Genomic DNA, 13,584 nt, shown 5'->3' on the forward strand with positions numbered 1-13,584 from the left:
ACGCCGCCAAGGGCCTTAGGCTGCGCGAAAAATTCGGCCGCGGCGGCACCGAGATCGGCGTGGCGCGGGCGACGGAGCTGAAGAACCGGCGGAAGCTCTCGCCGTCGACGATCAGGCGCATGGTCAGCTATTTCGCCCGCCACGAGGTCGACAAAAAGGGCAAGAACTACGGCAACGAGCAGAACCCGTCGGCGGGCTACATCGCCTGGCTACTGTGGGGCGGCGACGAGGGTCGCGCCTGGGCGCTCGAGATCAAGCCCCGGATCGGCAACGCGCCGGATATCTGAGAAGACATGCGGCGAGGCGGGCCCCGAACCCGCCCCGGGACCCGCCGTGGAGTGGCTGACACATGCCGGCGCAGCCCACCCCAACGCCTTGCCAACGTGCGATCCGCCGATCGGCCGCTTGGCATGACGCTGGGTTAGCATTTGCAAGCAGCGGCTAATGTGAAGCCGTTCACAAAGCAGTCCTGCTTTCACGCCGCAAAGCGTCGATGTGACAAATGCCACCCTAACACCGGGAGCCGGCCGCTTATCCTTCCCAGTCGACCGGCATCATGCCCAGCCGCTCATAGAGCCGGACAGCAGTGGCGTTCTCCACTGTGTTGGTCTTGAGATCGACATGAGCGGCACCCCGGTCGCGGAAAGCGATGAAGGCCTGCCGCATCAGCGCCTCGCCGATGCCATGGCCGCGCGCTTGCGGATGGACGGCGAGGTCCTTGACGAAGGCTGTCGCCCAGCACAGTGCCGCCCCCGCCAGCCGGCCCTTGGCATCGATGACCAGGAAGCACAGCGCGGGGTCGAATCCGGCGTCGCCGGAAATGCGCGGCCACCACTCGTCGAACGGCCCGTCCGTGCCGTCGTCGAACACTTCGGAGAGCAGCGCATGCAGGGGCCGCGCGTCGGCGGGCTCGAAGCCGCGCATGACAAAGCCCTCCGGCCAGTGCGGCGGCGGCAGATCGTCGTCGAGGGTCTTGCGCAGCCGGATGTCGTCAGGTGCCGGCGGGCGCGGCATCGCGCTCAGGCGTCGGGCTGCAGGCGGCGGCGCGCGCGGTCAACGCCGAGGCCGGTCGCTTCCAGCAGGCCCTTGCGCTTGGCATCGTAATAATAGCCGCTCTGGTAGAGCCGGTCGGCGCGCTTTTCATCGCCCCCCGACACCAGCCAGGCGCCGCGCAGATACTTGACCGCATATTTGAGATTGGTCTCGGCGTCGAACAGACCGCTCGCCGGCCCGTCATAACCCATGCCGCGCGCCGTCGCGTGCTTGATCTGCATCAGACCCCAATGGCCGTGATTGTAGGCTTTCGGGTTGAAGGTGCTCTCGCGGTTGACGACATGGCGCACGAGATCGATGGGCACCTCGTAGAGCGCGGAGTATTTCTCGATCAGCCGCTCGATCTCGGCGCGCGGCCCGGTGGCGTGCGGCTGCGGCTCGCCCGGCGGGGCAAGCAGCGCCGGGTTCTGCGGCACGAAATAGGCGACCTGCTGGACGCCCGGCATCGTTGCCGCCTTCACCGCCTGGCCGGTTACGGGCATCGCCATCGCGGCCGTTGCGTAGGCGGGCATCGGCTTGACCGATCCCGGGCTGAGCGGCGAGGTGCCGGCCATCACGGCGGGCTGAGCGGCAAGCGGCGTCGATCCGGCGAAGGCGGCGGGCTGGGCAGGCAGCGGCAAGGGCTCGCCCGGCGTCGCCATGCCCGGAGCTGCCATGTTCGCATCGGCGGGGAACGCCGCCATCTGCACCGGCGCAAGGCCGGAGGGCTCCGGCAGCACCGCCACCGTTTCCGGCAGCGCGACGGTCGGCGTGTCGTCCTCGACGGCAGGGGTAGCGGCTGCCGACAGGGCGGGCGCGGCCTTCATCTGCGAGGTCGAGGTGCAACCGCTGAGGCCGGCAGCTGCAACGAGCGCGCCGATCGCGGTGAGGATGATTTTCGCTGCCAAGCCCTGCAGGTCCGATTGTCGGTTGTTAAGAAGTCCTTACACCAGCGATTCTCGGCCGGCAATCAGGGCCATCCGCTGGTTTTCGGGTGGCGGAACTCGCTGCAAGCTGCGATATTGTTCCCTATCTGTACCGTACCTGTACCCGTTTTTCGCGGTTTGCGGAAAGGAGCCCAGCATGGAAAAGACATCCGCGATCACAACCGGTCACGCAGTGTTAGAAACAGTGATCGGATTCACGGGCATTGGCTGGAGCGAAACCGGGCTGATCCGGCTCTGCTTGCCCGAGCGCAGCCGCGAGGCGGTCGAGCGCCGGCTGTTTCGCCATAGTGGCGTGTCAAGCTCGACCGACCGGCCGCAATGGGTGATGGACCTGATCGCCGCGATCAGGGCCTATGCCGCCGGCGAGGACATCGATTTCTCCAGCGTGCCGGTCGATCTTGCCGGCGTCGACGATTTCCGCCTCGCCATCTATGACGCGGCGCGCAAGCTCGGCTTTGGCGAGACCACCACCTATGGCGAGTTGGCGAAGCGCGCCGGCCATCAAGGGCTCGCCCGCGAAACCGGTGCCGCGCTCGGCGCCAACCCGGTGCCGCTGGTCATCCCGTGCCACCGCATCCTGGCCGCCGGCGGCAAGATCGGCGGCTTCTCGGCGCCCGGCGGCTCGGCCACCAAGGAAAAGATGCTGGCCATGGAAGGCGTGCGCCTCGGCCCGCCGCCGTCACCGCAGGCCTCGTTCGGGTTCTGAAAAGTCCGGGCCCTTACTTCAGCCCGATGCTCATACCGCTCAGATCGGCGTTGACTTGCAGGCCTACCTGCTTGCCAGTGAGCTCGAGTTGGGCGCCCTTGTCATTGGTCATGACGATCACCTGGGCCCCCTTGCCGAGCGCGCCGCCGCCGCCCGCAGCACCGTACACGCCTGTCACATCCCGGGCGCGGCGAATGTGGCGCACGGTACCGTGGAAGTAGGTCTTTGAGGCCCCGAACGCGAGGCCGCCCGAGATGCCGCCGACCGAGATAGGATAGCGGCGACCATGGAAGGTCAGCGTGCCCTCGCCTCCAGAACCACCGATGAAGAAGGCCGCCTTGTAGACGGCGAAGCGGATCGTGCCGCTATCAGCATGCGCGGCGCTGGCTAGGCTGACTCCCGCGGCGGCGATGACGGCAAACGTGACCGATCGAAATCCCGATGAAATCTTCATGATGAGAACTCCTCTAGATCGCCGCATGCCCAGCCGGTCGGGCAGGCCAGCGTCGTATCAAAGTCATAGCTGAACTGTCTTGCCCGTCATTGGTTCCAGGCACGCGGGTTGAATCCGGCAGCGATAAGACCCCGGCGAAACGTGGCGGATGGCGAATCTCAGTTCTGCAGGAAACGGCGACGGAACCGCCGATCGAAGTCCGGCCGCTTGCAGACGAAGACCGGGCAGGATTTCGCATCGGCGCTGGGCACGTAGGCGCGCTTCCTCACCTCGCCCAGGTCGCAGAAGCGCTCGTCCCTGACGTAGCGGTCATAGAGCGGCAGCCCCGGGACACGCGTCGACTGGTAGCGCAGGATGACCGCGCCCTGGCGCGCGATCGTCGCCTGCACCCTGTCGCAGCTCATGCGGGTCGGGTCGTAGCGCGAGATCGCCTGCGCCTCGGCGGCCACCAGCGTCATCAAGGCGGCAAGCACAACGGTCTTCATGATCCTCTCCCAAACCCGGCGCCCGAGACCTGGCCGTTCCTCCCTCGCGGCGCCCGCCGGCCGCAAATTTTCCACGCGATTGGGGCGGCCGTTGGGCGGCGGTGCTGGTCCCGCTTTCTCACACAGTCTTGTTTTCAGCGCAAAACCCGCCTATATGCATCGCATTGATATTTCGGCCGATCGATCGGGCCTCGCGATCTTCGCGTTTGCTGACGTCTATCTCCAAAATTTCGATACCACCGGCCGGACCCCTGGTCCGGTTAAACTAAAGCAAATGTGAAGGATACTTCGAATGGCAACTGGTACGGTCAAGTGGTTCAACGCCACCAAGGGCTTCGGCTTCATCCAGCCTGACGCGGGCGGCGCGGACGTTTTCGTCCACATCTCCGCTGTCGAGCGCGCTGGCCTGTCGACCCTGGTCGAGGGCCAGAAGATCAACTTCGAGATCGAGCAGGACCGCCGCACCGGCAAGTCCGCTGCTGGGTCTCTGAGCAAGGCAGCCTGATTTAGCAACAGCGCGCGCCGGACGAAGGTTCGGGGCGCGCGGCAAGTCACGGATGTACTGACGGTCGCGCGAGAAGCGCGCCGGAGTGGAAAGACCCGACAAGCTGGAACAGCAGATAGCTGCCAGCCCGGTCAGACGCTCCCGATCAGGCTACCGGAATGGGAAGGCGGGATTTATCCCGCCTTTTTATTTGCCTGCGGTTCAGACATTGGCGAAACCGCCGAAGCTGCCTTCTTCTCCCCGTTCACGGGGAGAAGTGCCCGGCAGGGCGATGAGGGGCGGCGCGACGCTGCGGAATTGGCTTCCTTGGCGGAGCCGCGAAGCGGCGACGGCGTGAGGACAAGACTAAGGCAGCCACTCGATCGGCACATGCCCGGGATCCGCCTCCACGCGGCCGAGCCAGGCGGCCACCGCCGGATAGGCGTCGAGCTGGAAGCCGCCCTTCTCGGCGGTATGCGTGTAGGCATACAGCGCGATGTCGGCGACGCTGTATGCATCGCCGGCGAAGAAGGCATTGGCTTCCAGATGCCTGTTCATCACGCCGAGCGCCTTGTTGCCGCGCTCCAGCGTCGATGCCAGCCGTTCCGGCGTCGCGTCCCTGGCGCGCTCGGGAAAGGTGAGCAGCGCCTTGCGCACGGCGATGTAGGGCTCGTGGCTGTACTGCTCGAAGAACAGCCACTGATAGGCGAGCGCCCGCTGGTACCGGTCGGCCGGCAGGAAGCGCGTGCCCTCGGCGAGATAGAGCAGGATGGCGTTGGATTCGGCGATCCGTCTGCCGTCGTCGAGTTCCAGCAGCGGCACCATGGCGTTGGGATTCTTGGCGACGAAATCGGCCTTGCGGGTGTCGCCGGTATGCGAGCTCACCTCGTCATTGGTGAAGGCAATGCCGAGCTTGGCCATCAACAGGCGCGGCTTGTAGCAATTGCCGCTGTCGATCATGCTGTAGAGTATCATCAGGTCTCCTTCCGGCTCGCGCCAATATCGCGCGGCGGAAGCCGCCTCATCCAGTGATTTGTTTTGGCCTGAACATCAGCGCCGCTGATGCAACGGCACCACCTTGCTGTCCATGCCGAGCAGTGCCTCGGTGGAGAGTGGCTCCTCGTTGAAGATCGTGCCCGCCAGCGCCGGGCGGGCGAGATGGTAGCCCTGCACAAGGTCGACGCCGCCATCGAGCGCGACGCGAAGATGCACGGCCTGCTCGATCCCTTCAACCAGCACCTTGGCGCCCCGATCATGCAGCATCGAGACCAGCGGCCGGAAGAAGCGCTCGGCGGCGGCATGCCGGCAGAACTCGGCAAACCAGGCGCCGTCGATCTTGACGATGTCGGGCGCAAGCAGCGCGATGCGCTCCTCAGTCGAATGTCCGGTGCCGAAATCGTCGATGGCGATACGAATGCCGTCGCGCCGCATCTCGCGAACGAGGCTGATCAGAACCTTGTCGTTGGCCGCCTGCTCGGTGATCTCGCAGACCAGCATGCCTGGATAGAGATCCAGTTCGCCGAGATGCCTGGTCATCAGCCGGATCTCGGCCAGCGCCCGCCCGAGATGGTCGTTGATCAGCGGATTGTAGTTGAAGAACAGGTCGAGCCCCTCGACGCCGATGTTGCGGAAGTTCCTCAGATGCAGCATCCGGCACATCGTCTCGACGAACAGGCGGTCCGCGGCAGGCAGGCTGCCGAAGAACACCGGCGGCGCGACCGGCCTCGCGTCGCGCTGCGCCTCGATCAACGCCTCGACGGCGACCGGCGCCAACGAGCGGCCGCGCGGCGCGAAGATCGGTTGATAGGCGCTCTTCAGCCGGAAGTCGCCATAGACGCCGTACTCGATGCCGATCTCGTCGGCAAAGATCGCCTCGGCGGCATTGCGCCGCCTGTCCGGCCAAACGCTCACGAGGCGTTCCTGCGCCCGAACACCCGCGCCGGGCGCGTCGTCGGCGCCGCGCCCGAACTGACCGGCGCATCGCCGATGCCCGTCGCTGCCGCGGACGCCTCAACGCCCTTGCCGAAGACGCGAAAGCTGGTCGGCGCCAGTTCCGGCCGCGCCAGCACGAAGCCTTGCACCATCGAGGTTCCCGATTTCTCGGCAAGCTCGAGCTGCCAGCCTTCCTCGAGGCCCTCGAACACGGTGCGAATGCCTTGCTGCTCGAAGCTCTTCACCATGGTGGTCAACAGGGCAAAGCCGGCGCCGGACTCCATCAGTTGCGTGATCCAGTGCGCATCGAACTTGACGATGTCGGGCTTGAGCTCCTTGATCCGGTTGATGTCGGATTCGTCGGCGCCGTAGTCGTCGACAGCGATGCGGAAGCCGTTGGCTCTCAGCGCCTCGACGAAGCTGTAGAGCGTTTCCTGCGAGGCCGATTTCTGTTCGGTCACCTCGCAAACCATCCTGCGCGGGTCGATGCCGGCCTCGTGCAGCACCAGCCGCATGTCGCGCAGCGCGTTGTCTGCGATGGCGCGGTCGGTGAACACAGACGGGTCGAAGTTGACGAAGATCGACGCCTCTTCCGGCAGGCAGGCGCCGGCGTTGAGCAGGTGTAGCGTCCGCGTCAGCGCCTCGATGTGCAGGCGGTCGCCCGCCGGGCAGGTGTTGAAGAAACTCATCGGCGACTGCGGCTCGCCGTCACGAAACGGCCGGATCAGCCCCTCGAATGCGACGATCGACAGCTTGCCTTCCCTGAAGGCGAAGATCGGCTGGAATGCGCTCTGCAGCGTATAGACGCCCCAGACACCACTGGAGGTGCCGTCATCACGACGGATGATGTGGGCGAGCCCGATACTACGCGACAAGGGATCCTCGCTCGGCAAGACTTGGCGGAAATGGCTTGCGATCCTGCCAACAGGGGTTTTAGCGGCCGTTGATGAATTTATTGTTGCCGAGCGATGCCGGTCACGGCTGCTTGACCCCTGGCTCATTCGACAATGCTTGCGCTTGGCCGGATGATGCGACATGAGAGGCCCGCGGCCGCTCCTGGCCCGCCGACCCTTGGAGATATCAGGTCATGGCCTTTCTTGCCGACGCCCTTTCCCGCGTGAAGCCTTCCGCGACCATCGCGGTGACGCAGAAGGCGCGCGAGCTGAAAAACGCCGGCCGTGACATCATCGGCCTTGGCGCCGGCGAGCCGGACTTTGATACGCCCGACAACATCAAGAACGCGGCGATCGACGCGATCCGTCGTGGCGAGACCAAGTATCCGCCAGTGTCAGGCATCACGCAGCTGCGTGAGGCGATCGCGAAAAAATTCAAGCGCGAGAACAATCTCGACTACCGGCCGGAGCAGACCATCGTCGGCACCGGCGGCAAGCAGATCCTGTTCAACGCCTTCATGGCGACGCTGAACCCCGGCGACGAGGTGATCATCCCGCGCCCCTACTGGGTGAGCTATCCCGAGATGGTGGCGATCTGCGGCGGCACATCGGTGTTTACAGACACATCGATCGACAACGGCTTCAAGCTGACGGCGGAAGTGCTTGAAAAGGCGATCACGCCGCGCACCAAATGGCTATTGATGAACTCGCCGTCCAACCCGTCGGGCGCCGCCTACACGGAAGCCGAGCTTCGATCTTTGGCCGACGTGCTGCTCAAGCACCCGCATGTCTGGACACTGACCGACGACATGTATGAGCACCTCACCTACGGCGATTTCGTCTTCAGGACGATCGCAGAAGTCGAGCCGAAACTCTACGAGCGCACCCTGACCATGAACGGCGTGTCGAAGGCCTATGCCATGACCGGTTGGCGCATCGGCTACGCCGCCGGCCCGGTGCCGCTGATCAAGGCCATGGACATGATCCAGGGCCAGCAGACCTCCGGCGCCTGCACCATCGCGCAATGGGCCTCGGTCGAGGCGCTGAACGGCCCGCAGGACTTCATCGCCAAGAACAAGGCGATCTTCCAGGGGCGCCGCGACCTTGTCGTGTCGATGCTCAACCAGGCGCGCGGCATCTCCTGCCCCTCGCCGGAGGGCGCTTTCTACGTCTACCCGTCCTGCGCCGGGCTGATCGGCAGGGAGACGAAGACCGGCAAGGTGATCGATAGTGACGAGACCTTCTGCGCGGAGTTGCTCGAGGCCGAGGGTGTGGCGGTGGTGTTCGGCTCGGCCTTCGGCCTTGGCCCGAACTTCCGCATCTCCTACGCCACGTCGGAGACGCTGCTGGAAGAGGCTTGCACGCGCATCCAGCGCTTCACCGCTTCACTGACCTGATGACGAAAAAAGCCCGGCTCCAGGCCGGTTTTTTTCGGGTGGTTAGCCGCCATACTGCTCGTCGCTGACCTTCTCCAGCCAGTCGGCGTGGACGCCGTCAATCGCTTCCTGCATGGCGATGTGCGTCATCGCCGTGCTCGCGCCGGCGCCGTGCCAGTGCTTCTCGTCGGGCGCGAACGAGATGACGTCGCCGGCCTTGATCTCCTGGATCGACCCGCCCCACGTCTGGGCACGGCCCGCGCCCGAGGTGACATAGAGCGTCTGGCCAAGCGGATGCGTATGCCAGTTGGTCCGCGCGCCAGGCTCGAAGCTGACCAGGGTGGCCCTCAGCCGCGCCGGCGCCTCCTTCTCGATGATCGGTGTCTGCAGCACCCGGCCGGTGAAATACTTTTCCGGCGCCATGATGGTCGGCACGCTGCCGCAAGCAATGATCTTCATCGTTTCAATCCTCGAACTGGGGTCACATCGGCGGTGGCGACCGCACCGCTACGGTCCGCCCTTGCGGCGACACTTTCCTCCGATGCCTGTCCGGACGCAACCGCTTCCCGGACAGCCGGATGGCACGCCGGACACGCGTCAGCCGCGCATCGTCGGCGGCGTCACCATCGCAGCCGCGGCCAGAACAAGCCGGCTTGCTTTCGATGGGCCTCATAGGCGCCGGCCAGATCCGTGCGCGAGAATTTCTTCTCTTCGTCCAGCGCCGCGATCAGATAGAGCACGAAAATCCCGGCGACAGGCACCACCGCCCAGATCGACCATGTGGCGATACCCCAACCGGCCCAGAAGATGATGTAGGACGTGTAGAACGGGTGGCGGATGTAGGAGAAGGGTCCGTCGGTCACCAGGCCATGCGGATTGTCGGCGTCGAAGACAAAGCGCAGCCGCGCCTTGCGCGACCTCGCAATCGCCCACCAGAACAGCGCGGAACTCGCCAGCTGGATCACCAGCCCGACGATCTTGGCCAGTAGCGGCTGCGGCAGGATCCAGATGATCGCCAGGAAAAACAGCGCCGTCGCGGCCACGACGACCGAGATTATCTTCGCGCCCGAGGACATGCCCGACGATTGGAAATGAGCGCGCATCGACCACAGATACTGGCCGACCGTGGCGATGCCGATGATCGAGACAAGAAGGTCGAGCCCACGTTCCATCGTCAACATTCCATGCCCGCCATCGAAGATTCGGGAGCCACTATAGACGGTCGGCGCAGATTAGTCCTTTCTTAACCAGAAACCTAAAGCCCGCGTAGACCCGGGAATGCGATATTGGCCGCTACGCAATCCTAAGGTTCAATGCATCATGGCCGTCGTTGAGCGTACGATCCGCACCCCGCAGGCCGATTTGCGCGTCAGCGAATCGGCGGGCCCCGGCATGCCCATCGTGATGATCCACGGGTCCGGCGCCTCGCGCGCCGTGTTCGCCCGCCAGTTCGACAGCCCGCTTGCCGATGCCCACCGGCTGATCGCTTTCGACCTGCCCGGCCATGGCGAGTCCTCGGATGCCGCCGACCCGGCGACGGACTATACGCTCACCGGCCTGGCGCGATCGGCGGCCGAGCTCCTCGACGGTCTGGGCATCGGCCACGCCGTCGTCTACGGCTGGTCGCTCGGCGGCCATGTCGCCATAGAGCTCGCAAGCTTCCATCCGGCCGTCCACGGATTGATGCTGACCGGTGCGCCGCCCGTATCGAAGGGCTTCTTCGGCATGCTGCGCGGCTTCCACGCCAACTGGGACATGCTGCTCGCTTCCAAGAAGGTCTATTCCGAACGCGATGCCGAACGCTTCGAAACGCTGTGCTTCGGCGACAGCGCGGATCCGTCATTCCGCGACGCCATCCTGCGCACGGATGGCCGGCTGCGCGTCATGGTGACCCGTTCCATGATGGCCGGCAAGGGCGCCGACCAGAAACAGGTTGTCGAGCAGGCCGCCTTCCCCGTCGCGATCATCAACGGCGAGGACGACCCGTTCATCCGGCTCAACTACTTCGACACGCTGGATTGCGGCACGCTGTGGGAGCAATGCCACGTCGTCCCTGGCGCCGGACATGCCCCTTTCTGGGAGCGTCCGGACCTGTTCAATCCGATGCTGTCGCGCTTTGCTGAGGCTGTCGCGACGCATGATGCGGATACTGCCCTGCCGGCCCTGCGCCGGACCGGTTGACGTCACGTAACGCCGACGATTTTCTTCTTAACCATGAGCGGCCGATCGTCGGCAGGCTCAATGTCTTCTTAACAGCTGGGCGCTAGCCGTGGCTTGTGTTGCGGGGACGGTGACATGAGCATACTGGCCACGATCAAGGATCACAGCGGCAGAATCTACCGCGGTATCCAGTTCCTGCTTGTACTGAGCATCGCCGCGACCGCGCTCGGCGCGGCCGGCCTGGTCAGGGACTCCTCCTTCACGAGCGCCCTCATCGTTTCGATGGTGGCGACTGGCCTGGCGCTGCTGGTGCTGATGTACATGCGCAGCAGCGTGGTCCAGCGCCTGCGCTCGGCGGCGGCCGCCGAAGCGGAGAAGCATCATTTTCTGGCCGTCGACGCGATGACCGGCGCCATGACCCGCCGCTATGTCCTCGAAGCGCTCGACGAGCGGCTGGGCACCTTGCGCAGCCGGCGCGAGGCGAGCCTGCTGTTGATTGATCTCGATCACTTCAAACAGCTCAACGACACGTTCGGCCATCAATTCGGCGACCTCGCCCTGGCGCATCTGGTCAAGGCCGCAGAGCGTATCTTCGCCGACGGCGTAGTCGGGCGGCTGGGTGGCGACGAATTCGCCGTCATCGTTCCGCACGGCAATCTGGCAGTGATCAACAAGGATGCGCGCCGGCTGCTCGATGTGATGCGGGCAGGCAAATCGCATGAAGGCAAGATCGTCCCGCTATCAATCTCGATCGGCGTGGCACTAGCTCCCGCGCACGCCTCGAACACGACGGAGCTGATGTTGCTTGCCGACCTCGCCCTCTATGAGAGCAAGGCCGGCGGCCGTGGCCGCGTCACCGTGTTCGACGAGGAGATGCTGTCGGACAAGCGCTACCGTCGCCTGGTCGAGCGCGAGCTTCGAGCGGCCATCTACCTCGGCGAGCTTGACCTCCACTATCAACCGATCGTCGATACCGACCGATCGACCTTTGCGCTTGAAGGGCTCGTCCGCTGGCGCCATCCGGTGCGTGGCCTGATATCACCGGCCGACTTCATACCGATCGCCGAGCGTTCGACCTTGATCGACATGCTCGGCGAATGGGTATTCAGGCGCGCTTGCGCCGACATCGCACATTTTCCCGGGCTCCGCATCAGCATCAACGTTTCCGGCGAGCAGCTGAAGCGCGACGAGATCGTCACCATGTGCGACCGCGTGCTCCGCGAAACCGGCAGGTTGGCGGCTGAGTTCATAATCGAGATCACCGAGACGGTGGCGACCGCGGCCACGCCCGAAATCCTGAAGCGCCTGGAAGCCCTGCGCGGGCTCGGCTTCCACATCGCGCTCGACGATTTCGGCACCGGCCATTGCGGCATCAACTATCTCAAGACCTTGCCCATCGACAGTATCAAGATCGACCGCTCCTATATCAGCAGCCTCGCCCACGATCAGGTGGCCCAGATCTTCGTCTCGGCGCTGGCGCAGATCGCACGCATCCAGCATGTCACCATCGTCGCCGAAGGCGTCGAGACGGAAGAGGAGTTCACCCTCGCCAGGGCAGCCGGCTGCAACCGCTTCCAGGGCTATTTCTTCGGCAGGCCGGCACCGCGCCAAAAGGCCGGCGCTCTCCCCGCCGCCGATGCCGCAGCGCTGGCCCTGATCGCCTGAGGGCACAAAGCCGGCAAAATTTCCTATTTTCCTTGCCCTCCCCGCGAACCCGTGGGACGATGGCGTTGGGCAGGTGGCGATTGAAAAGAAGCCCCGCCCGCGACGGCCGAACAGGCCGGCCGCCGCTCACAGGGAAACGCCTGAGTGGAGGTCAGCCATGGGTACTCGCGCCGGAGGACGACGCACGGGACCGAAATGCATAGCCATAGTCGGTCCCTTCGCAAGCGGTAAGACGACACTTCTCGAAGCAATCCTCGCCCGGACGGGCGCCATTCCCCGCCAGAATCCCGTTTCATCAGGCAGCACAGTTTCCGATCATTCGGCCGAGGCCCGCGCCCACGCCATGAGCGTCGAGGCGACCTTCGCCACCACGGAATTCATGGGCGAGCAGCTCACCTTCGTCGATTGTCCCGGCTCGATCGAGTTCGCCTTCGAGGCCGAACCGGTGCTTGCCGCCTGCGATGCCGCCGTTGTCGTGGCCGAAGCCGACGAGAAGAAGATCCCCGCGCTGCAGCTCATCATGCGCAAGCTCGACGATCTTGGCGTGCCGCGCATCCTGTTCCTGAACAAGGTCGACAAGGCGATCGCCGGAGTGCGCGACACGCTGAAGATGCTGCAGCCGGCAAGTTCGGTGCCGCTGCTGCTGCGCCAGATTCCGCTGCGCAAGGACGGTGTCGTCATCGGTTCGATCGATCTCGCGCTGGAGCGGGCCTACATCTACCGCGAATATGCCGAAAGCCAGGTCGCTGACATCCCAAGCGACGACAAGGCTCGTGAGCTGGAAGCCCGCTTCTCCATGCTGGAGACGCTCGCCGACCATGACGACCAGTTGATGGAGCAGCTGCTCGAGGAGATCGAACCGCCGAAGGATGCCATCTTCGACGATCTCGCCGCCGATCTTCGCGCCGGCGCGGTGACGCCGGTGCTGATTGGCACCGCCGAGAAGGGCAATGGCGTGCTGCGTCTCCTGAAGGCGATCCGCCATGACGCGCCCGACATCGAGGCGACCCGCAAGCGCCTTGGCGCGCCCGACGGCAACCAGACCGTTGTCCAGGTGATGAAGACCATCCACACCGCCCATGGCGGCAAGCTGTCGGTCTCGCGGGTGCTGTCCGGGCAGCTCGCCGACGCGGCCGAGCTTTACCTCTCGAACGGCGAAAGCGCCAAGGTCTCCGGCATCTACAAGATGCTTGGCAAGGATCAGCTGAAGCTCGCCTCCGCCAAGACCGGCGACACCGTCGCGCTGGGCAAGCTCGACAACGTCAAGACCGGCCAGACGCTGAGTTCGGTCAAGGGCGGCAGCAAGCCGCTGGTCACGCTGGAGCCACCGCAGCCGGTGTTCGCCTTCGCGCTGCGGCCGAAGGAGCGCAAGGACGAGGTCAAGATGTCGGCCGCCATCCAGCGCCTGGCCGAGGAGGATCCCTCGCTCAGCCTGCGCCACAACCAGGAC

At 64.9% G+C, this 13,584-nt stretch carries 16 protein-coding genes; 7 read left to right on the top strand and 9 right to left on the bottom strand.

The features are described 5' to 3' along the window. Positions 1–287: hypothetical protein (locus EN781_RS09105; protein ID WP_127399916.1), on the top strand; the 287-nt coding region annotated here is incomplete at its 5' end. Positions 288–531: 244 nt separating this feature from the next. Here the strand turns inward: EN781_RS09105 and EN781_RS09110 are convergent. Beyond that, positions 532–1,014: a GNAT family N-acetyltransferase gene (locus tag EN781_RS09110; RefSeq protein WP_126058760.1), complete on the bottom strand. Its 483-nt coding sequence runs from the start codon at positions 1,012–1,014 to the stop codon at positions 532–534. A gap of 5 nt (positions 1,015–1,019) precedes the next feature. Then, positions 1,020–1,940 (bottom strand): lytic transglycosylase domain-containing protein, encoded by a 921-nt coding sequence (locus tag EN781_RS09115; protein ID WP_126058759.1) that lies wholly within the window; start codon positions 1,938–1,940, stop codon positions 1,020–1,022. 175 nt (positions 1,941–2,115) lie between these two features. Between EN781_RS09115 and EN781_RS09120 the strand changes: the two genes are divergently transcribed. After that, the gene (locus EN781_RS09120; RefSeq protein WP_126058758.1) at positions 2,116–2,685 is read left to right on the top strand and encodes a methylated-DNA--[protein]-cysteine S-methyltransferase; all 570 of its coding nucleotides are present in this window, start codon (positions 2,116–2,118) and stop codon (positions 2,683–2,685) included. Between the two features lie 13 nt (positions 2,686–2,698). Here the strand turns inward: EN781_RS09120 and EN781_RS09125 are convergent, their stop codons facing one another. Next, positions 2,699–3,139, bottom strand: a complete 441-nt coding sequence (locus tag EN781_RS09125; protein ID WP_126058757.1) for a hypothetical protein — start codon at positions 3,137–3,139, stop codon at positions 2,699–2,701. Between the two features lie 158 nt (positions 3,140–3,297). Further along, positions 3,298–3,624 (bottom strand): hypothetical protein, encoded by a 327-nt coding sequence (locus EN781_RS09130; protein ID WP_126058756.1) that lies wholly within the window; start codon positions 3,622–3,624, stop codon positions 3,298–3,300. 292 nt (positions 3,625–3,916) lie between these two features. On the opposite strand from EN781_RS09130, the gene EN781_RS09135 reads away from it, so the two are divergent. Continuing rightward, complete coding sequence (locus tag EN781_RS09135) at positions 3,917–4,129, top strand: cold-shock protein (protein WP_006202464.1); 213 nt, start codon at positions 3,917–3,919, stop codon at positions 4,127–4,129. A gap of 345 nt (positions 4,130–4,474) precedes the next feature. Here EN781_RS09135 and EN781_RS09140 read toward each other — a convergent pair whose 3' ends face one another. From EN781_RS09140 to EN781_RS09150, 3 genes are all read right to left on the bottom strand, one after another. After that, positions 4,475–5,083 carry a glutathione S-transferase family protein gene (locus tag EN781_RS09140; RefSeq protein WP_126058755.1) on the bottom strand — a complete coding sequence of 203 codons (609 nt, stop codon included), beginning with the start codon at positions 5,081–5,083 and terminating at the stop codon, positions 4,475–4,477. A 75-nt stretch (positions 5,084–5,158) separates the two neighbouring features. Beyond that, positions 5,159–6,019, bottom strand: a complete 861-nt coding sequence (locus tag EN781_RS09145) for an EAL domain-containing protein (protein ID WP_126058754.1) — start codon at positions 6,017–6,019, stop codon at positions 5,159–5,161. Next, entirely contained in the window at positions 6,016–6,915 is a 900-nt protein-coding gene (locus EN781_RS09150; protein ID WP_126058753.1) for an EAL domain-containing protein, read from the bottom strand. The genes EN781_RS09145 and EN781_RS09150 overlap by 4 nt, the downstream gene beginning before the upstream one ends. Positions 6,916–7,127: 212 nt before the next feature. On the opposite strand from EN781_RS09150, the gene EN781_RS09155 reads away from it, so the two are divergent. After that, complete coding sequence (locus tag EN781_RS09155) at positions 7,128–8,330, top strand: pyridoxal phosphate-dependent aminotransferase (protein ID WP_126058752.1); 1,203 nt, start codon at positions 7,128–7,130, stop codon at positions 8,328–8,330. Between the two features lie 42 nt (positions 8,331–8,372). Here EN781_RS09155 and EN781_RS09160 read toward each other — a convergent pair whose 3' ends face one another. Together EN781_RS09160 and EN781_RS09165 are read right to left on the bottom strand one after the other, a co-directional pair. Further along, positions 8,373–8,768 (bottom strand): cupin domain-containing protein, encoded by a 396-nt coding sequence (locus EN781_RS09160; protein WP_126058751.1) that lies wholly within the window; start codon positions 8,766–8,768, stop codon positions 8,373–8,375. 161 nt (positions 8,769–8,929) lie between these two features. Continuing rightward, positions 8,930–9,481, bottom strand: coding sequence for an isoprenylcysteine carboxylmethyltransferase family protein (locus tag EN781_RS09165; protein WP_126058750.1), 552 nt, complete (start codon positions 9,479–9,481; stop codon positions 8,930–8,932). A gap of 148 nt (positions 9,482–9,629) precedes the next feature. Here EN781_RS09165 and EN781_RS09170 point away from each other — a divergent pair, with 148 nt between their 5' ends. From EN781_RS09170 to EN781_RS09180, 3 genes are all read left to right on the top strand, one after another. Continuing rightward, positions 9,630–10,490 carry an alpha/beta hydrolase gene (locus EN781_RS09170; protein ID WP_126058749.1) on the top strand — a complete coding sequence of 287 codons (861 nt, stop codon included), beginning with the start codon at positions 9,630–9,632 and terminating at the stop codon, positions 10,488–10,490. A gap of 114 nt (positions 10,491–10,604) precedes the next feature. Beyond that, positions 10,605–12,134, top strand: coding sequence for an EAL domain-containing protein (locus EN781_RS09175; protein ID WP_126058748.1), 1,530 nt, complete (start codon positions 10,605–10,607; stop codon positions 12,132–12,134). A 157-nt stretch (positions 12,135–12,291) separates the two neighbouring features. After that, the coding region (locus EN781_RS09180) for an elongation factor G (RefSeq protein WP_127399917.1) at positions 12,292–13,584 on the top strand (1,293 nt) is incomplete at its 3' end.

The organism is Mesorhizobium sp. M4A.F.Ca.ET.090.04.2.1 (genome assembly GCF_003999085.1).
Taxonomy (GTDB): domain Bacteria; phylum Pseudomonadota; class Alphaproteobacteria; order Rhizobiales; family Rhizobiaceae; genus Mesorhizobium.

Coding starts and splice junctions, on each gene's coding strand:
- EN781_RS09110 (WP_126058760.1), bottom strand. CDS start 1,014: ATGCCGCGCCCGCCGGCACCTGACGACATCCGGCTGCGCAAGACCCTC.
- EN781_RS09120 (WP_126058758.1), top strand. CDS start 2,116: ATGGAAAAGACATCCGCGATCACAACCGGTCACGCAGTGTTAGAAACA.
- EN781_RS09125 (WP_126058757.1), bottom strand. CDS start 3,139: ATGAAGATTTCATCGGGATTTCGATCGGTCACGTTTGCCGTCATCGCC.
- EN781_RS09130 (WP_126058756.1), bottom strand. CDS start 3,624: ATGAAGACCGTTGTGCTTGCCGCCTTGATGACGCTGGTGGCCGCCGAG.
- EN781_RS09135 (WP_006202464.1), top strand. CDS start 3,917: ATGGCAACTGGTACGGTCAAGTGGTTCAACGCCACCAAGGGCTTCGGC.
- EN781_RS09140 (WP_126058755.1), bottom strand. CDS start 5,083: ATGATACTCTACAGCATGATCGACAGCGGCAATTGCTACAAGCCGCGC.
- EN781_RS09155 (WP_126058752.1), top strand. CDS start 7,128: ATGGCCTTTCTTGCCGACGCCCTTTCCCGCGTGAAGCCTTCCGCGACC.
- EN781_RS09160 (WP_126058751.1), bottom strand. CDS start 8,768: ATGAAGATCATTGCTTGCGGCAGCGTGCCGACCATCATGGCGCCGGAA.
- EN781_RS09165 (WP_126058750.1), bottom strand. CDS start 9,481: ATGGAACGTGGGCTCGACCTTCTTGTCTCGATCATCGGCATCGCCACG.
- EN781_RS09170 (WP_126058749.1), top strand. CDS start 9,630: ATGGCCGTCGTTGAGCGTACGATCCGCACCCCGCAGGCCGATTTGCGC.
- EN781_RS09175 (WP_126058748.1), top strand. CDS start 10,605: ATGAGCATACTGGCCACGATCAAGGATCACAGCGGCAGAATCTACCGC.